Source organism: Flagellimonas allohymeniacidonis (genome assembly GCF_004296335.1).
Lineage (GTDB): Bacteria > Bacteroidota > Bacteroidia > Flavobacteriales > Flavobacteriaceae > Flagellimonas > Flagellimonas allohymeniacidonis.
This window is the reverse complement of sequence record NZ_SGIU01000002.1, coordinates 573,650-592,686: the sequence shown is the minus strand read 5'-3', so window position 1 is coordinate 592,686 and position 19,037 is coordinate 573,650. Positions and strand designations below refer to the sequence as shown.

Sequence of the window (19,037 nt, the reverse complement as noted above, 5' to 3'; positions counted from 1 at the left end):
AATCTTATATATGAGATGGAAGTTGTTTTAAAAAAAAATAGAAATCGCTTCTTTTTTACAAGTGAAGAGACCATCGGATTTGGGAGTAAAAATGATATCATTTTGAAGCAGGTTAGGCCTTTGTTTTAGAACATAATGGAATAGGTGCAACAATAAAATAAGGGATAAATGGTTGATACTTTTATCAGTAATTCATCGATGGGCAATTACAATTGATAAAAGCCCCAAATGGGCAAATAAGTTTTTTGAAATTGGAAGAAAAATCTTGTTAACACGTAGGCATCCGAACAACAAAAAAACCACCAAGAAATTATTCTTAGTGGTTTCGCAATCTCCATTCAACTAGAATTCAGGCTACCAAATACGGAATTCAATATAACCATAGGAAATTGAACAGAATGTCAGTTTCGGGCAAAGGATTATCAATTTGGGTTGTATTAAAATTCATATGGAAAGGGTTGGGTGTATTTCAAGAATTATGCAAAACAAAAGAGGTAATATTGGCTGCCAAAAAAACCATTACTACCAAGGGATTCAAAAATCCCTTGGAGTAATAGAAACCTCAACTAAACTAAACACTTTTTGACCGAACAATCAAAAGTGCATACTAACTACTAGTTTTCATCCGTGCTTAACAATTAAGCAAAGAATCAGACTAACTGCGTTACCAAGGTATGTAGGATTTGTAGAGAAATCGGATGTTGTTTTACGGATGGCCCTTTTCGTTTAACCAATGCCTATGTTGAATTGGGCATTGGAATTTCTAACTTGTTGAGAATCTACCCGAGCCCAATTCTTCGCATAAATTCATCACGATAGATGTCCCCAATGGGTATTCGCATATCGTCAATAACAATTCTACTGCGTTGAATGGAGTTTATCTGATTTATGTTTACAATAAATGATCGGTGCACCCTTATAAACATGCTGCTGGGCAACTTGGCTTGCATATTTTTGAAGCTCATCAAGGTAATTACTGGCTTGCTGGAATTGGTGTGAATTTTTAAGTAATCCTTCAAGCCTTGTATGTATTTAATTGCCTCAAGTTTAACTTTGACGTTGTCGTAGTCAGATTTCACAAAAATAAATTGGTCGATACTGCCAGAACCTCCCGATGAGGAAGTTAGGTTATCCGCCGACTTAGAATTCTGGGTTCTCAATTCCAAGATTTCCTTTGCCCTGTTGATGGCCTTTACAAAGCGCATGAACGGAATGGGCTTTACCAAATAATCCACAGCATTCAGTTCAAATCCCTCAATGGCGTATTGCGGGTATGCCGTGGTAAAAACAAAAAGAGGTTTATGGTCAATGGTCTTAAGGAAATCTATGCCATTGATTTGAGGCATCTCAATATCTAAAAAAACAAGATTGATGTTCTCTTTGGACAATATGCCAAGGGCATCAAATGGATTTGTAAAAGTTCCTTTGATATTGATTCCACCCAAATCCTCGCAGTAGGAAGTCAGTACCCCAATGGCCAAGGGTTCGTCATCGATTATTATACAGTTCATCATGAAAGATGCAATTCTAGATTTACAAGATAGTTTCCATTCTTCTTCCTAATAAGAAGTGAGTGTTGGTCCGGGTAGAGCAGCTCCAATCTGTTTTTTATGTTCTCAAGACCTATTCCTGAATTTTCCTGATCTCTTTTGTAACCTCCTATTTTGTTGTTTATTGAGAAGAACAAATCATCGGACACCACTTTCATCAAAATTTCCACATGTGTATTTCCCTTAAAATCTGTCCCATATTTGAAAGCATTCTCCACAAAGGGAATCAGTAATAAAGGAGCAATCAACTTATCATTGTAATCCCCAGTTATTTTGAGTTTAACATTTTCGCTATGGGAAAGTCGTAAGACCTGAAGCTGTACAAAGTTCTTTATGTAATCTATTTCTTTTGATAAGGGAACCAATTCCTTCTTTGCTTCATAGATCATATAGCGCATGAGCTCGGCAAGAGTTATTACAGCTTCTGGAGCTTCACTCGATTTGTCCCTGACCAGAGAATAAATACTGTTCAAGGAATTGAATAAAAAATGCGGATTCAATTGCGCACGTAGAAATTGAAGCTCGGTTTCCTGTCTTCGGACCTCCTTTACGCTGTGCATTTTTTCCCTTTTGTAAACATCCTTGGTAAGCCGTAATAAACCACCTAGTAAGAAGAAAGAGAAGGAAACAATTCCTCCCATGGCATAAGTGATGTTCTTAAACGGCTCCATATTTTGAGAACCAATTAGCTGTTGAAGTCTTTCGGGAGGTGTGGGAAAAAATAGATGGTTGGCAATGTAGTTGAACGAAACCAAGACTGCCAGAGATAAAACCACATACTGCCACACCTTTTTCTTTAAGAGAAAAAATGGGACCAAAACCAAATAATTCAAATATGCCAAAACCGGATTTAGCAACATGCGAGGCACAAAATTCTTGGGAATTGTTCCTATTTGCGTAAGACTTATAGCAATTGGGAACGCAAAAAGGCATAGCCAAACAAAAATATGAATCCAAACTTCCTTTACGCGCACCACTTATAATTGAGCTTTGGCTCTTAAAAATACAGAATCCTTTTCTGGAATCTGGACATTAAAACGTTCCAAGTCAGTTTTTTGAATGACCGGAAGTTCGTTTTTTCGAATTTTAGCCAATACCAAGTTGCCAATGTTTTGTGCATCTTCTTTAGTGACAAATGCACCACTTCCCGCAACTACAGGAATACTTTTTTGATAGATAAGAACTTTTTTATGATGATAAATCACATACTGCCATCCGGTGTTGTAACTGCCCTTTACCTCCAAACGCAGGCCGTCCTCATAAGGAGCATGGCGAGTCATGTGCAAAAACAGTAGAATACCGACGGTAAGGCATAATGCAATCCCCATTGAAAGTATAACTTTTTGCGTCTTTTCCATCTTATATTTCTCTTTGAGATCAATCATCCTCGTCTTCTTCCTCAAACGGGAAGAATTCGCGATTATCATCTAAATAGAGGTTGCCACTTCTACCCAATGCCAAAAAAGCACGAGTACCATTATAGAAAGCAATTGAACCCTCACGTGCAATACCTTCGTAGGCTGTTTTTTCTTCCCACAGATCGGTGGTGGGATCATATTCCCAAACGCTGACTATCGGGCCGGCCCCACCATTTCCGCAGGCAAAATACCCCTTGTCCCCAATAGAAAAACCAACGGCATTGCTTCGTACAATGGTGTAATCATCGTCGTCATCTATATCGAGTAGTGGGGTCCATGTTTCGGAATTGGAATCGAAAACCCAAAAATCGGTCTGGTTTCTCCCATTTGAAGTTCCGGTGCCAAAGTAAACAAGGCCATTTATGGTAAAAGCGGCGGCATCGCGCCTTTTAGTTCCTCCAAAACCAATAAGCTCCGACCATTGATCGGTGACAGGGTCGTATTTCCAAAAATCTTTACGGTCATTATCGCCGTCAAAGCCAGTGCCCACATAACCGTTGGTGGAAGACCCAAAGCCTACGGCCCCTCTACGGGAAGATCCCCCAAAATCGGCAATTTGTGTCCAGGTATTGTTATCAGCATTGTAGCTGTAGAAATCCCCCAACTCGTTATCTCCATCAAATCCCAAGCCCACATAACCGACACCGTTGATGGTAAAACTAGTGGCAGCGCTGCGGGCTATACCGGGAAATGATGCTCCTTGAGACCAAAAATTACCTTCTATATCGTAAATCCAAAAATCATTCAGGTAGTCATCACCATCATAGCCTGTGCCCATAAAACCTCTATCGCCCAAGGTGAAAGCCGCGGCACTACTCCTTGGTGTACCATCCAGCACAGATCGTTCGACCCAATTGCCCAATTCATCCACCTCGTCATCCGATGAACAGGAAACCAGTATTAAAAGGGAGGGGAACAGCATAATAGATAAAGGTCTCCAAATGAATCTAGCAAAGCCTAAAGTTTTCATACACATTATTTTATGTTATATTTTAATCCAATAGAAATGTACACTGACCCATTGGGGTCAAAGTCGTAAAGGATGTTTTCATTTTCATCTTGTATCTCCAAGGAATTGACCATGGAATATCCCGATTTAAGGGAGGTTGTGAAATTCGGTTGGATTCTAAACAGGTATTCGAGTCCAAAATCGATTCCGTTTTGAACCAGTTTAGCATGTTCAAAGGTCCCTAGATCATCTATGGATATGTTACCGGACAGATTGGTATAGGTCCCATTAACTGCAATGAACGACGCAATACTATTTCGTTCATTAATTACTTGGATGTAATCACTTTTGGGGAAACCTAAATTCAGGGACCATTTGTTTCCATGCGATATCCCATATTTCAATATGGGAACAAACTGTGGTTTTCCAAAAAAAGTGCCCCGGCCAGCACCAAATTTTAAGGAGACCTTTCTATTTGGGCCATTCCATTCTTTTACCAGACCAACGGATTGATTTAAAACCCAATCCCTGGTGCTAAGACCATTTTCCAAATTGGAGGCAAGGCTAGGAGCAATTTCGGATTGTAGCTTCCAGTTTTTCCCCAAAGACCGGTTTACCGTCCCTTTGAATTGAAGAAAATGTGTGGTTTCAAAATTCCCAAAATTGATAAGAGCCGTATTCCCATAAAATTGATACTGTCTTTGAAGGTAGGTTCCATGTAATTGCAAAGTGGTGTTTGCCCAATTGAATTGATGGTTCAACCGTATACTTGTTTCCGAGATATCCGTGTTGTTGATGTTTGGTAACAAGGAATAGTCAAACGATGCAATTTCCCTTGGTATTTGTGCCTGCAGAGTAGAACTTATCATAAACGAAAAAACCAAATAGATTCTTGAAGTCAAATCAATTTTTGTCCAAAACTATTTTCAAGGAGCTGCTAAGGAAAAAAAAATAGACCGACGTAAAATATTCTTATACCAAACCTGCAATTGTTCCGATGAAATCGAAATGGTGGATTTGTTAGGTTTATATATCTGTATATGTGTTAATTAGAAGGATTTGTATAAAATAATTTACCTATCGCGGATGAGCCATTTATTTTGACGAAAAAGACGGTATGCGATCGATATTTTGGGCAATACTGCTGTTTGTTTTTGTTTTGGCGTGTTCTACAGATACTTCAGACATCCCTACCTTGGAGGTAGGACAAGATTTTGCCGATTCAAATGTAAGATTGGTGTCAATTGATACCTTCACGGTGGAAGTATCTACCTTCCGATTTGATAGCATAATCACCTCCGGTACCGACAGGGTTCTTGTGGGGCAATACCAGGATAGTTTTTTTGGAAAGGTGCGCTCATCAAGCTTTTTTGAGCTGTCGACCAGTGATTACAACCTCCCCGACGATGCAGAATTGGATAGTATTGGACTTGTGTTGGGCTACAATACCTATTTCTACAACGATACGCTGGCATTGTCTGAAATCAACGTTCACCTATTGAATGATGAAGTACGAATCAGGGATGATTTTTTTTATAACACCAGTACTATTGCTTTTGATAGCATTCCTCTTCAGACCATAACTTTTACCCCAGAGCCAATAGATGAGGATTCCTTGTATATTCCACTCCCTTTTGATTTTGGTGAAGTTATATTTGATGGCATTCTTGATAATACCATCAATTCTACTGAAGACCTGAGGGAGATATTTGAAGGCTTCACCATTCAACCAGGTCGGGATGACAATTCAAGCGTCATTGGTTTCTCCTCCAATTTAGAAAGCACCTACCTGCGATTTTTCTATCGAATTCCTGATGAGTTTGATGATGTAGAGGAAACTTTTGACCTTTTCATTCAAGAATTTGAAGGCCCCAAGGTGTTCAATAATATTCAAAGTGATATTTCAGGGACAGTTTTGGATACGCTTACGGATCAAGAAATCAACTTGCCGTCTACCCGATCAAACAATCGGAGTTTTATACAATCGGGAACCGGCTATGCGACTCGCATTCAATTCCCAACCATCAAAAAACTCTTTGACATACCTGGGACCGGAACCATATTGAATGCAACCTTACAAATAAAGCCGCCCCCAAATACCTACGATGATAATGTTCCCATTCGAGATTCTTTGTCCATTAACCTAATTGATCAAAACAATGTGATAACCGAGCAATTATTCTTTGGCGGGCAGCCTGTTTTTGGAATTATTGACCGTGAAAGAAGGGAGTTTGACGAACTGGTCTATGAAATCCCTATTGGAGTATACATAGACCGAGAATTGAATGAAACCAATATTGTGGACGACGCCTTTGTCGTCTTTCCACCCGATTATGGCCAAAGTGTGGATCGTATCGTCATAGAGGGTGAGAAAAGCGAAGAATTTAGCGCCACTTTAATTCTAACCTATGCCATATATGAGGAGTAAACGGGAACTATGGGTGCTTGTATTGCTTTTAATCAGCGCAGAAGGTATGAGGGCGCAGACCAATCGACTCACCGGATCGCCATACTCGCTCTTTGGTTTGGGGGTAAGTACAAGTTCCAATATGGGGAAGAACAATGGGTTGGGCAGGGGAGGTTATGCTCTACATGGGGCGAACTTCATTAACAATTACAATCCAGCTTCTTATGGGACCGAAACCACTAATAGCTTTATTCTTGATGTTGGTTTTTTGGGGGAACTAAGTTCTTTGGAAAACAATTTTACGCAAGAGGAACGTTTTGCCAGCAACTTTTCGAGCTTAGGTTTTGCAACGAGCATTGACCCCAAGTCTACATTTGGGGTTTCAGTGACCCCATTGACGGATGTGGGCTACTCACTTATCGGCATTCAAAGTACGATTGAAGGATCTTTTGATCAATTCACCAGCAATATTTTTGGCACAGGTGCGCTCAACAATTTCAATCTGAGTTATGGGCGTACCCTGTTCAAAAACCTTCGACTGGGCGGAAACGTGTCCTATCTGTTTGGAAGCATTGAAGAAACCGAGGTCATTCAAGCTGACCTCAGTGGATTGACTGTCCAGGAAACCAGCAGCTACCGTGGTATCCGTTTTGGCCTTGGACTTCAATATGACCTCTACAAAAAGTTTTCCGTTGGTGCCAGTGTAAATTTCCCAACAACATTGTCGGGTACCCAAGACCGAATCGTGGATAAGACTTTGGATTTCACACTCAGTCCAGTGGAAAATGAAACCAACATTGAGCTTGATTCTTTTGACTTTCCATTTGAGTTCAATGGCGGTCTGGTTTTCAATCCTTGGAATAACCTCTTTCTTAACGTTGATTACAGCTGGAAACTTTGGGAGTCGACATCACAGCAAGACAATGTTGGAGACTTTGTGGATCAAAATGTTTTCTCCTTGGGTGGGGAATATTTTTTTGACAAAAACGGGTTGAAATATTGGCAGCATATAGAAATGAGGGCCGGTTTTTTTCATGATTCTGGCTACCTCACCATTGCAGGTGAGCGCATCGAAACGACAGGGTACACACTAGGCCTTGGACTGCCACTGGGGAGACGCTCGAAATCCATGCTTAACCTGTCCTTTTCGAGCAATAACCGTGGTAACACAGGCGGAATTTTGGTAGAAGAACGGATAAGTTCAATAAACATCAACTTGAGCCTAAAGGACATATGGTTCATTAAACGAAAAATTAATTAGAGCGTCTAACAATATAAAATACAAGTGCAATGATAAATTTAGCAAAACTGGGTACCACACTAATTGTGCTATTTATGGGACAATGGGCTGCAGCACAGCAAATGGACCCCAAAAAAATGGCAGACAATCAAACTCAGATGATGACAGAAGCTTTGATTCTGAGTGAAGAACAAGAGGAGCAAGTGGCAGAGCTGAATCTTAAATACTCTGAAAGGCAGGCAATCTTGTTAAATCAAAAAGGATCTATGTTCAGTAAGATGGGCGATATGAAAAAAATTGCCAAGGAAAAGAACGCCGAACTTGAACTTGTGCTCACCGCAGAACAAATGAAAAAATACAAAGAGGAGGTACAGCCTAAAATGAGGAATCAGATGCGGAAAAGAATGTGATGTTTTCTCATATGTATCACATGCAGAATAGGACTGATTGGAGGTCTTCTTTATATGAAGGGGTTGTTTTATGAACAGAAAACAAAAGAGAAACGGGCCCATGAAAAGGCGCTACCCTTAATCTGACCCGTTTTCATCACTTCTATCCCTGTCTTGGGCGTTGGGCGAATCTTCGAGGGACCATCATTCCGCGCCAGTGGGTTTGTTTATGCGAACAATGGATGGATTGCTGGTGATACCATTGTCACCTTCCAACCTTACCTCATACTCTACCCAATCTTGTGTGCCAAACCGAAAACAAGAGGCCCATACGATGCTAGTACCATTGTCGGTAAACTGGGAGTTTGTGCTACTTTCTGAACCACCATCAGAAACTTTAGTGCTTATTCGCAATCTTTGAATGGAGATACCGTCCGAAGAACTATAGGGAATGGTCATTACAAAGGTACTACCGGTACCTAGGGAGGTATTGCAATTATTGACTCCATTCAACTCGAAGGTCTGGCTACTTGCATTTATGGATGATTCAGACCCATCATCATCTTTGCTACAACCTACTGCAAGAAGTAGGATGCCCATTAAAAAGTAAATATTTATTGATGTTCTCATTTTTAAAATCTTAAGGGATTGTACGTAAATTAACTACTGAAAATAAGCGAGCATATGTACCATTTCTTCCGTATCAGGTACATGTCCGCCACCAAAAGTCTTTCCATTGATGTGATACAAAATGGGGATGACCAAGGCCACTTCATCGGTTAGGATACAGGAAGCATGCTCAAAAACGAGGCTAATTGTGCCATTTTCATCCGCAACAGCTATGTTTTCTGTTCCATTTGAGGCTCCTACAGGCGGGTTTGTTCGAAATACAAAATCATTCGCAAAATCTATGGCTTCCCCTACTTTTCTTGTCTTGTTCAGATAAGCCAACCAGAAAGTATAGGTGCCATTTGGAATCATGCCTTCAAGGGCAACGTTGATATAGGATTTATCCCCATTGCAGTGAACATCGAGCTTGCCTTCCGCTTTTTCAAACTCCTCCAAGGTAATCTGATGCCCATCGGGTGCTTTAATTGCGGTAAGAAGCCCCAGTGGAGGGTCAAAAATATTGGCAGCATAAAGAGGTTCACTGGGCGAGGTAGGGGTATTCCCGTCTTTATCCACTATTTCCTCCAAAATCTGAACGTCCCCAAAATTCAAATGTGCTTTTACCGATTTTGGTTGAATTACAAAATCTACCCTTGCATCTTGATCTTCTTTCACATTTATTGAAATTTCAGTGCTCGAAAGGGCCTCAGTGGACAGGGGTAGTTCAAGCACAACATTATGCGGTCCAATGGATTTTGTGGTTATCTTAAACTCACCCAAGGGATTGGTGACCCTGGTAGATTCTTCCTTTCCTTTGGAAGCAGTTATACTTGCTCCGGGATAAACGTTACCATCCGGATCTGAAACGACACCTACAATTGTGCCGGGAATTTGTTGATCCGGAATATCATCAGTGGAGTCACTATCGCTATTGCTGCAACCCACAGTAAGTAAGAAAAGGATTAGTCCAATTTCGATGGTTCTCAACATTGGGAATCGATACGGTTCCCTGTTTGTTTTTACAAAATTCATACAGTCATTTTTTAAATTAATTTCTCCTGAAATGCATTGGGAACTTTTAAAACAAAGCTATTTGACCCTATAGGAATGCGCTATAAGCACAGTTCCAAATACTGATATGGGGGTTCCAAACGTGGATTATTGGGAGGTCGCTGATGAAAGGAGTGTCAATTAATAGGAAGAAGGAGTGACCCCGTAGAGCTCTTTAAAGCACTTTGCAAAATACGAGAGGTTGTTAAATCCCACAGCATATGCAATTTGTGTTACTGTATCGGCTTTTTTTGCAAGCAATTGGGCTGCTCGCTTTAATCGGAAATTGCGAAGTAATTCTCCCGGGGTCTCATTGGTCAAGGCTTTCGTCTTTCGGTGCAGTTGCGTCTTGCTCATTGCGAGCGCCTCTTGCATCTGATGAGTTCCAAAATCGGGATCGGAGAATGATTTTTCCAATACGTCCAATAGTTGTTCCAAGAAATTTTGATCAAGGGAGTTTACGGTGATCTCTTTGGGATCAATCAAGGATTGTTTTTTCGAGTAACGTTCTCTGAGTCTTTTTCTTTGTTCGATAAGGTTCTTGACTCTTGCCAACAATTCTTGAGATTCAAAGGGTTTGGTAAGATAATCATCCGCCCCGGTTTCCAAACCTTCAATTTTGTTTTGAATGCCAGCTTTGGCAGTGAGCATAACAATGGGAATATGACTGGTTTCGAGATTGGATTTTAGACGTTTGCACAATTCCACACCATCCATTTCTGGCATCATAACATCCGTTACTATTAAATTTGGAGATTTGCTTCTGGCCATCTCCAATCCTATTTTCCCATTTTTTGCTTCGTGTATCCTATAAAGCTTTTGGAGCTGTTCTTTAATGAAATGCGACATGTCCGGATTGTCCTCGACCAATAGCACAACAGGTAAGTTTCTGGAATCTGGGGTTTCAAAGGAATAAGGTCTCGTTTTTTGGACCTCTTTGTTATCTGGCACCAATACTTTTTCAGGTGTTTGGATTCCCGTTTTAATTTTTTGAATCGGAATCACAACCGTAAAAATTGTGCCTTTGCCCACTTCACTTGATGCGGTAATTGTCCCGTCCATTAGTTCTACTAATTCTTTGGAAAGTGAAAGCCCAATTCCAGAACCCTCATGTTCTCTGGTGGACTCTTGTTGAACTTGGTAAAATCGATCAAAAATGAAAGGAAGTTTTTCTTCGGAGATCCCTGGGCCTGTATCTGATATGGTAATTCGCAATCCATCTTGTTCAGCAGTAGCAACAATAGATATTATTGCTCCATCATCACAGAATTTAAAGGCATTGCCCAAAAGATTATATAGGATTTTTTCCAATTTGTCTCGGTCGAAGGAGGCCCAATACGCTTCATGTGGAATTTGAACTCTATAATCTATTTTTCTTTGGGCTGCATGCGAATTAAAAGAAGACGCCGCTCCCCTTAAGCATTTATATACCTCCCCCTCCGATTGTTCAAGCTGAAGTTTACCTTGATCAATCTTTGATAAATCCAATAATTGGTTGACCAGTTGAAGTACCCGATTGGTATTTCGTCTGACCATTTTAATACTCTCCTTGGGCAAACCTTCATCGGGGTTTTGTTCCAATTGCTCAATGGGTCCTTTTATTAGGGTAAGTGGTGTTCGAAACTCGTGGGAGATATTGGCAAAAAAATTGGATTTTATTTTATCCAATTCCCGTAGCTCGTTATTTGTTTTTTTCTTTAACCGGTACTGATTGTACAGCAAGCTTCCCAGTAATAACAAAATAATAGCAAAAGCTACAATGGCGTTGCGTTCGTTCTCGCGCTTGCTTAGTTGTAGGTTCTGTAGCTCTTTTTCAGATTCCAGCAGCTCAATTTCCTGGGTTTTCTGCTCGTTCTGATATTTGGCCTCAATTTCGGATGCTAGGTCTACTTTTTCCTTGGTATAAATACTTTCCCGAAGCAAAGTATACTGGTTTAAAGATTCATACGCTTTTTCATAATTACCTTCTTCAGCAAAAACAGCTGTAAGTATCTCATGGGCATTCATGGCCAAAACCTTAAGTTTAATGCCTTCCGCTACCTTAATAGCCTCTAGTGAATAGCGTTTCGCTTCATTGTTGTTTTTAAGCTGGCGATAACATTTTGCAATTTCTTCGTACGAGTGGCCAATATTGACCGAATCGTCAACCTGCCTCGAAATTTCCAGGGATTTTTTATAATAATTCAGCGCTTGCCCGAAATCCTTTTTCTCCCAGTAAATTTTTCCCATAGTAAATTCACCAAAACCCACCCGTTTTTTATTGCCTAGCTCACTATATATTGAAATTGCCCTTTTGTTCAATAATATGGCACTATCCAATTCCCCCATCTTTCTATAAACAATGGATAGGTTATAGGCGCTAAAGGCCCTTTGTTGCAAAAAGTTGGTTTGTTCAGCTATCTGGTCCGATGCATTCAAGTAATTTTTCGCATTTTCATAGTTTCCTATACTTCTCTGAACAAAACCAATATTGCCTAGCGACTTTGAGTATTCTCTCAAATTCCCAGTTGCTTTGTGTAGGGTTGAGGCCAATGTGAAGTATTGCATCGCTTTTGAATACTCAATTTTTTGGGTATAAATGGAAGCAAGACCATTATATGTTTTTGCCAAACGAGATGAATCCTTCAATTGCTTCGCCAGTTCAATATTCTCTTCGAGGTATTCACTTGCTTTTTCGAAATTTCCTTTTCTCCAATAACTTGCTCCCAGTCCGATTAAAGCCTCGGAAACTCCCTCTCGATAATTTATCTTTTTGGCAAGCGAGAAACCATTCTTGGACATCGCCAACGCCGAATCTTCCAGTGATTGAGACCTTAAATAATCTGCGTAGTGGTTATAGGTTGTTACTTTAAGACGATTGACATCGGTTTTTTCGGAAAGTAACATTGCTTCCAAAATGGCTTCTTGGGCCATGTTTGAAGAGTTACCAGAATATTCACTGAAAAGCTGATGAAGAATCTTTATTTTGATTGTATCCTCGCGGGCCTTGGCATATTCTTGTTGCAGACTATCGGTTTTAGATTGTGAATGCACCGAGGATACGGATAAGAAAAAAAGAAGAAGATATAAATATTTCATCTTCAAAAGGTTATGCTCTTAAAGGTATTTAATTTTAAGTAGAATGGCGGGTGCAAATATTAATAATAGCACAGATTACCACTAACAGAAATGTTTCAAATTGTAACACTTTTAGGAAGTGTCAGATAGAAACAATTTTGTTTAAGCTGACAGACGCAACAGTAATTATTCGATAAGAGTCTTGGGAAATAAAAAACCCCTCACTTTCATGAGGGGCATTATTCTGCGGTCTGGACGGGACTCGAACCCGCGACCCCCTGCGTGACAGGCAGGTATTCTAACCAACTGAACTACCAGACCAATGATTTTATCTTTTTAAAAAGACCCTAGCTACAGCTAGGTTCAAATCTTGTTAGATTGCTTTTACAAAGCGCCTGCAAATATACATTCTCCTTCGTATTGAACAAAACATTTTCTTGAAAATAAACCAGAACCCTACGCGAACTTCTGCCGCTCGATCATAAAGGTGTTCAATACCTGCGAAAAATCGGAACCCACATCAGCTCCTACATACTTTATTTTATACTGTGCGCATCTAAGCTTAAGCTCATTCTGATATTGGGTGACTTTTTGTTGATAGGCATCCTTGATATTGTCGGCGTATAAATCAATATGCTCGCCGGTCTCTACATCAACAAAACGTTTCGGTGTATTTTCAAAGTCAAACGCCCTCTCCAGTTTTTCATCCAACAAATGAAAGAGGACCACTTCGTGCTTATTATATTTTAGATGTCTCAGGGCTTCAAAAAGTTGAGCTTCTTCCGTTTCGGTTTGAAACATATCTGAAAACAAAAAGATAAGACTACGTCTATGTATTTTTTCCGCGATTTGATGCAAGAAAGTATAGGTTCGAGTTGTGCTGGATTTTTTAACTACAGAAGCAACTTGGTTCAATTTGGAGTATAGCATTTGAAAATGACGCTCGCTACTTTTTTCGGTAGAATAAAAATCATAGGTGTCAGAATAAATGCTCAATCCGACAGCATCACGTTGTTGTTTCAGTATTTGCATCAAAGCGGCAATGGCCAAGACCCCAAAGCCTATTTTATTTAAATTCTGCAGGGTCAATTTGGACACCTCCGGATAATACATCGAAGCGGAGTTGTCCAGAATCATATGGCACCGTAGGTTGGTCTCATCCTCGTAACGCTTGGTATAGAGTCTATCGGTCTTTGCAAATAGCTTCCAATCAATATGCTTGGTGCTTTCGCCTGGGTTGTAAATTTTGTGTTCGGCAAACTCCGCCGAAAATCCATGGAACGGGCTTTTGTGAATACCACTGATAAAACCTTCCACAATCTGCTTGGCCAACAATTCCAAGTTTTGGAAAAGTTGAGATTTCGATAATTCTGACCGTACGTCCATAGCTTGATACGGTTTCAATATAAAACAAAAAAGGTTTGGCCATCGCCAAACCTTTCTTAAAGATTGTCGTTTTTGTAATACGAATTACAATACCGCTTCAATAGCGTCGGTGTATACCTTTTTTGGAGAAACACCGACTTGTCTGTTGACGATTTCCCCATCTTTAAAGACCAAAACCGTAGGAATGTTACGAACTCCGTACTTTGCTGCAAATTGTTGGTTGGCATCAACATCAACCTTACCAACAACCGCTTTTCCTTCGTATTCGCTACTTACTTCGTCAATGATCGGACCAACCATTCGACAAGGACCGCACCATGCTGCCCAAAAATCCACGACTACAGGTTTATCACTTTTTAGAACTACGTCTTCAAAAGTTGCATCTGTTATTTCTAGTGCCATTATATCTTATTTATTGTTCGCAAAGTTAGTCAAATAATGCCCATGTACCTTACGGGATGGGTATTCGTTTTCATTATCGTACCATCAGCGCAAGTTATGGATAATCAGTTCAGTTTGTAATATATTTCATCCTCCTCAAGAAGGTTTAACAATTCGCTGTCGATCTTCACCTTTTGTTTTCTACTTGATAGGTTCAGTTTGATTTCATCCTGCATTTCGTAAACCACAAAATTTAGAGGGTGATCTCCCTTGTGTGAACGCAAAGTGTCTTTAAGGGCCAAAATGCGCTTTTCTTGTAATCGATCAATATCCAATTTAATGGTCAACTTTTTGGCATAAGCAGCCATAACATCCTGAAGCAGTTTAAAATCATTGAATTGGAGTCGTGGTTCTCCTTTTTTTCCGGTTTCGCGATTTACCCAGCCTTCCCGGACAAAGGTCTTTATATGAACAAAGGAATTGATCATCAAAAAATGTCGGAATTTGAGATAATCCTCTCCAAAAATCCTGAACTCATGTGAATCGGTGTAGTCCTCCAATGTAAAAGCTCCCCATCCCTTTCCATTTTTTGAAATACGGTGTTGCACGTCGGTGATGACTCCGGCAACGGTCAATTCTCTATTGACATAATCTTCAAGTTCGTTGAAAACAGAAACATTGCAATTACAAAACGCATTGATTTCCTTTTTGAAATCGTCCAAAGGATGTCCTGAAATATAGATGCCCACTACTTCTTTCTCACGACGTAACTTTTCCATGGTACCCCAATCCTCGCAGGGAGGGACAACGGGTTCTGGAATCTGTACCTCGCTGGACTCACCAAACAGACTTACTTGTGATGAATTCTCATTTTCCTGAAACTTCGCCCCGTACTTAATGGCCTTTTCCAAAAAGGTAATGCTATCGCCATCATCATGAAAGTATTGGGCTCGATGGGTTTCCGAAAAAGAATCGAATCCGCCCGCCAGGGCAAGATTCTCAAAAGATTTTTTGTTGGCCGAACGCAAATCTACACGTTTGGCCAAGTCAAAGACTGATTTATAAGGACCGTCTTGTTTCCTGTTTTCCACAATGGTCTCCACAGCAGAGCGCCCCACACCTTTAATAGCGCCCATACCAAAACGAACCGCATTGTTTTTGTTTACCGCAAATTTGTAATAGGATTCGTTAACGTCTGGTCCCAAAACCTCCAATCCCATACGTCGGCATTCCTCCATAAAAAAAGTGACCTGCTTAATATCGTTCATATTGTTCGATAATACCGCGGCCATGTATTCTGCGGGATAATGAGCCTTTAAATAGGCGGTCTGGTATGCGATGTAAGCATAACAGGTAGAATGACTTTTGTTAAAGGCGTAGGAAGCAAAAGCTTCCCAATCTTTCCAGATTTTTTCAAGAATGTCGCGGGGATGTCCATTTTTTTCACCCCCGTTAAGAAATTGGGGCTTCAATTTTTGAAGTAAGGCAAATATCTTTTTCCCCATGGCCTTTCGAAGCACATCCGCTTCACCCTTTGAGAAACCGGCCAATTTTTGGGAGAGCAACATCACCTGCTCTTGATATACCGTAATCCCATAGGTTTCCTTGAGGTATTCTTCCATTTCCGGAAGGTCGTAGGTAATCTCTTCCTCCCCATGTTTACGGCCAATAAAACTAGGAATATACTCCATCGGACCTGGACGATAGAGTGCATTCATGGCAATGAGGTCATCAAAAACCGTGGGCTTGAGGTTTTTCATGTGCTTTTGCATCCCAGGGGATTCGTATTGGAATATTCCCACCGTATCACCGCGCTGAAAAAGCTCATAGGTCTTTTCATCATCCAGCGGAAATTCATCAGGCACCAGTTCAACACCGGTTCTGGCCTTCACAATTTTAACGGTGTCCTTGATAAGAGTTAGGGTCTTTAGCCCAAGAAAATCCATTTTTAGTAGCCCTGCACTCTCAACGACCGAGTTGTCGAATTGGGTCACATAAAGATCAGAGTCTTTGGCCGTGGCGACGGGTACAAAGTTTGTAATATCGTCAGGGGTAATGATGACCCCGCAGGCATGTATTCCCGTGTTGCGCAGGGAACCTTCAAGAACACGGGCCATTTTTACGGTTTGCCCTTCCAAATCGTCCCCTTCGGAAATATTTAAGAGCTCATGAACTTTCTCAAGATCATCAGAACGGAATTTTTTCTTCAACTCGGCTTCTTCCGTACCAAAAATCTTGTTCAGTTTAGACATATTCGGAATCAACTTGGCGATTCGGTCGGCGTCATTTAAGGGCAAGTCCAAAACCCGAGCTGTGTCCCTAATGGAAGATTTGGCGGCCATGGTGCCATACGTAATAATCTGGGCTACCTGATTGGAACCATACTTGTTAATCACATAATCCATGACCTTTCCCCGGCCCTCATCATCAAAATCAATATCGATATCGGGCATGGAAACCCTATCGGGGTTTAGGAATCGCTCAAAAAGCAAATCATACTTAAGGGGGTCGATATTGGTGATACCCAAACAATAGGCCACTACAGACCCTGCAGCGGAACCCCGACCCGGACCAACGGAAACCCCCATGTTTCGTGCCTCACGAATAAAATCTTCCACAATAAGAAAATATCCGGGATACCCTGAATTTTCAATGGTCTTCAACTCAAAGTCGATACGCTCCGTGATTTCTTCAGTGATTTCCGCATATCTTTTCTGGGCACCTTCATAGGTGATATGTTTTAAATAGGCATTCTCCCCACGCTTGCCACCATCTTCACTATCTTCTTGCTCTTTGAAATCTTCAGGAATTTCAAATTTTGGCAAAAGAACATCTCGGGCCAGTTCATACGGCTCAACTTTATCAATGATTTCTTGAATGTTCAAAATGGCACTGGGCAGATCTTTGAACAATTCCTTCATATCCGATGTGGACTTGAAGTAGTATTCCTGATTGGGTAGACCATATCGATAACCACGTCCCCGACCAATAGGGGTAGCTTGTTTTTCACCATCCTTTACGCACAACAAAATGTCATGTGCCTCGGCATCCTTCTGATCACAATAATAGGTATTGTTGGTGGCCACCATTTTTACCTGATGCTTTTGGGCCAATTGCACCAAAACCTGGTTGACACGATCTTCATCCTCCTGGCCGTGCCTCATGATTTCAACGTAAAGATCATCACCAAACTGGGATTTCCACCATAGCAGAGATTCTTCTGCCTGTTTTTCGCCAATATTCAGAATCTTGTTCGGAACTTCCCCATACAGGTTACCGGTCAATGCAATAACATCCTCTTTATATTGCTCTATGATCTTTTTGTCAATTCTAGGGACATAATAAAATCCATCCGTATAGGCAATGGATGACATTTTGGCCAAATTGAGGTAACCACGCTTGTTCTTGGCCAAAAGCACTATCTGGTAGCCATAATCCTTTCTGTTTTTATCCGTATGATTTTCGCAAACGTAGAATTCGCAACCGACGATAGGGGTTATTTCCTTTTTTGTAGGCTGCTCGCCCTGTTCCTCGAGCTGTTTGTTCTCCTCTTTGACATTTTTGTTATGGTTCGTCACCTCTTTCACAAAGTGAAAGGCCCCCATCATATTGGCATGATCCGTCAACGCCACAGCTGGCATGCCATGTTTGGCGGTTGCTTTGACCAAATCTTTGATGTTGATGGTCGACTGTAGGACAGAAAATTGGGAATGGTTGTGCAGGTGGGCAAATGGTGCATCGGAGAGGCTCTCGACATTGCTGTTGATCTCCTCTTCGGAAATTTCGGAAGTAGCCTCATCCCAAAGGGCATCGGCAATTTCTTTGGAAGCTTTTTTAAGATTGATGTGTTTAAGCCCAATGAGCTGAATTTCTTTGGGATTGGCCTCAGAAAAATGCTCAAAATAGTCTGGCTGTACGTCCAGTTCATCGAAGGAAAAATGTTTTTTCCTCACCAATTCCAAGAAACATCGGGTGGTGGCCTCAACATCGGCCGTGGCGTTATGGGCTTCTGCAAAGGGTTCTCCAAACAAAAATTCGTGGAGTTCGGTCAATGTGGGCAATTTGAACTTTCCGCCCCTTCCTCCAGGTATTTTGCAAAGTTCGGCCGTGGCCTCGGTACAGGTGTCCAAAATAGGAAGTTCAGTCAACTGACTTTCCATGGTCATCCGGTGGAATTCGCATCCCATAATGTTGATATCAAAATCAACATTTTGCCCAACAACAAATTTTGCCTTGGCCAGGGCTTGTTCAAAGTCTTCCAAAACATTTTTTAGCGGCACCCCTTTTTCTTCTGCCAATGCAGTGGAAATGCCATGTACCTGTTCTGACTCGTAAGGAATGTTAAAGCCTTCAGGCTGCACCAGAAAATCTTGATGCTCCACCAAATTACCCAGATCATCATGCAGCTGCCAAGCAATCTGAACACATCTGGGCCAGTTGTCGGTATCTGTTATTGGAGCATCCCAGCGTTTGGGAAGTCCGGTGGTTTCGGTATCAAAGATTAGGTACATGAGTTGTTTTCTATCAGAAAATGTAATGGATAAAAATACCCAAAACCAACTTTCTGAAAAAAAGGAGTTGTCACGATTTATTAACGAATA

Annotated in this window: 14 protein-coding genes and 1 tRNA gene; 3 read left to right on the top strand and 12 right to left on the bottom strand. The window is 40.9% G+C overall.

Annotation, left to right across the window (positions count from 1 at the left end):
* Positions 1–779: 779 nt before the first annotated feature.
* From EW142_RS10995 to EW142_RS10975, 5 genes are read right to left on the bottom strand one after another with little or no spacing between them, the layout of a single operon-like run.
* Entirely contained in the window at positions 780–1,514 is a 735-nt protein-coding gene (locus tag EW142_RS10995; protein WP_240740203.1) for a LytR/AlgR family response regulator transcription factor, read from the bottom strand.
* Positions 1,511–2,524, bottom strand: a complete 1,014-nt coding sequence (locus tag EW142_RS10990) for a sensor histidine kinase (RefSeq protein WP_130613800.1) — start codon at positions 2,522–2,524, stop codon at positions 1,511–1,513. Before EW142_RS10990 ends, EW142_RS10995 begins: the two co-directional genes overlap by 4 nt.
* A 3-nt stretch (positions 2,525–2,527) precedes the next feature.
* Positions 2,528–2,935 (bottom strand): DUF4907 domain-containing protein, encoded by a 408-nt coding sequence (locus EW142_RS10985; RefSeq protein WP_205783258.1) that lies wholly within the window; start codon positions 2,933–2,935, stop codon positions 2,528–2,530.
* On the bottom strand, positions 2,928–3,938 hold the full coding sequence (locus EW142_RS10980) for a Kelch repeat-containing protein (RefSeq protein WP_240740202.1): 1,011 nt from the start codon (positions 3,936–3,938) through the stop codon (positions 2,928–2,930). Before EW142_RS10980 ends, EW142_RS10985 begins: the two co-directional genes overlap by 8 nt.
* 5 nt (positions 3,939–3,943) lie before the next feature.
* Entirely contained in the window at positions 3,944–4,819 is an 876-nt protein-coding gene (locus EW142_RS10975; protein WP_205783256.1) for a DUF6268 family outer membrane beta-barrel protein, read from the bottom strand.
* Between the two features lie 215 nt (positions 4,820–5,034).
* Here EW142_RS10975 and EW142_RS10970 point away from each other — a divergent pair, with 215 nt between their 5' ends.
* Genes EW142_RS10970 through EW142_RS10960 form a run of 3 tightly spaced genes read left to right on the top strand, consistent with a single transcriptional unit; the run spans position 5,035 to position 7,974 of the window.
* Entirely contained in the window at positions 5,035–6,345 is a 1,311-nt protein-coding gene (locus EW142_RS10970) for a DUF4270 family protein (protein ID WP_130613795.1), read from the top strand.
* Complete coding sequence (locus EW142_RS10965; protein WP_130613793.1) at positions 6,335–7,585, top strand: BamG family beta-barrel-assembly machinery protein; 1,251 nt, start codon at positions 6,335–6,337, stop codon at positions 7,583–7,585. Before EW142_RS10970 ends, EW142_RS10965 begins: the two co-directional genes overlap by 11 nt.
* Positions 7,586–7,614: 29 nt before the next feature.
* Positions 7,615–7,974 carry a hypothetical protein gene (locus EW142_RS10960; protein ID WP_130613791.1) on the top strand — a complete coding sequence of 120 codons (360 nt, stop codon included), beginning with the start codon at positions 7,615–7,617 and terminating at the stop codon, positions 7,972–7,974.
* Between the two features lie 183 nt (positions 7,975–8,157).
* Here the strand turns inward: EW142_RS10960 and EW142_RS10955 are convergent, their stop codons facing one another.
* From EW142_RS10955 to dnaE, 7 genes are all read right to left on the bottom strand, one after another.
* The gene (locus EW142_RS10955) at positions 8,158–8,583 is read right to left on the bottom strand and encodes a hypothetical protein (RefSeq protein WP_130613789.1); all 426 of its coding nucleotides are present in this window, start codon (positions 8,581–8,583) and stop codon (positions 8,158–8,160) included.
* Between the two features lie 33 nt (positions 8,584–8,616).
* Entirely contained in the window at positions 8,617–9,594 is a 978-nt protein-coding gene (locus EW142_RS10950; RefSeq protein WP_130613787.1) for a carboxypeptidase-like regulatory domain-containing protein, read from the bottom strand.
* Positions 9,595–9,753: 159 nt separating this feature from the next.
* The gene (locus EW142_RS10945) at positions 9,754–12,690 is read right to left on the bottom strand and encodes a hybrid sensor histidine kinase/response regulator transcription factor (protein WP_130613785.1); all 2,937 of its coding nucleotides are present in this window, start codon (positions 12,688–12,690) and stop codon (positions 9,754–9,756) included.
* A gap of 226 nt (positions 12,691–12,916) precedes the next feature.
* A tRNA-Asp gene (locus tag EW142_RS10940) sits at positions 12,917–12,990 on the bottom strand.
* A gap of 135 nt (positions 12,991–13,125) precedes the next feature.
* Positions 13,126–14,055, bottom strand: coding sequence for a DUF58 domain-containing protein (locus EW142_RS10935; protein WP_130613783.1), 930 nt, complete (start codon positions 14,053–14,055; stop codon positions 13,126–13,128).
* An 84-nt stretch (positions 14,056–14,139) separates the two neighbouring features.
* On the bottom strand, positions 14,140–14,457 hold the full coding sequence (gene trxA, locus EW142_RS10930) for a thioredoxin (protein WP_130613781.1): 318 nt from the start codon (positions 14,455–14,457) through the stop codon (positions 14,140–14,142).
* Between the two features lie 104 nt (positions 14,458–14,561).
* Positions 14,562–18,947, bottom strand: coding sequence for a DNA polymerase III subunit alpha (gene dnaE, locus EW142_RS10925; RefSeq protein WP_130613779.1), 4,386 nt, complete (start codon positions 18,945–18,947; stop codon positions 14,562–14,564).
* Between the last annotated feature and the right edge of the window lie 90 nt (positions 18,948–19,037).

Coding starts and splice junctions, on each gene's coding strand:
- EW142_RS10995 (WP_240740203.1), bottom strand. CDS start 1,514: ATGATGAACTGTATAATAATCGATGACGAACCCTTGGCCATTGGGGTA.
- EW142_RS10985 (WP_205783258.1), bottom strand. CDS start 2,935: ATGATTGATCTCAAAGAGAAATATAAGATGGAAAAGACGCAAAAAGTT.
- EW142_RS10980 (WP_240740202.1), bottom strand. CDS start 3,938: ATGAAAACTTTAGGCTTTGCTAGATTCATTTGGAGACCTTTATCTATT.
- EW142_RS10970 (WP_130613795.1), top strand. CDS start 5,035: ATGCGATCGATATTTTGGGCAATACTGCTGTTTGTTTTTGTTTTGGCG.
- EW142_RS10965 (WP_130613793.1), top strand. CDS start 6,335: ATGAGGAGTAAACGGGAACTATGGGTGCTTGTATTGCTTTTAATCAGC.
- EW142_RS10960 (WP_130613791.1), top strand. CDS start 7,615: ATGATAAATTTAGCAAAACTGGGTACCACACTAATTGTGCTATTTATG.
- EW142_RS10955 (WP_130613789.1), bottom strand. CDS start 8,583: ATGAGAACATCAATAAATATTTACTTTTTAATGGGCATCCTACTTCTT.
- EW142_RS10950 (WP_130613787.1), bottom strand. CDS start 9,594: ATGAATTTTGTAAAAACAAACAGGGAACCGTATCGATTCCCAATGTTG.
- EW142_RS10945 (WP_130613785.1), bottom strand. CDS start 12,690: ATGAAATATTTATATCTTCTTCTTTTTTTCTTATCCGTATCCTCGGTG.
- EW142_RS10935 (WP_130613783.1), bottom strand. CDS start 14,055: ATGGACGTACGGTCAGAATTATCGAAATCTCAACTTTTCCAAAACTTG.
- trxA (WP_130613781.1), bottom strand. CDS start 14,457: ATGGCACTAGAAATAACAGATGCAACTTTTGAAGACGTAGTTCTAAAA.
- dnaE (WP_130613779.1), bottom strand. CDS start 18,947: ATGTACCTAATCTTTGATACCGAAACCACCGGACTTCCCAAACGCTGG.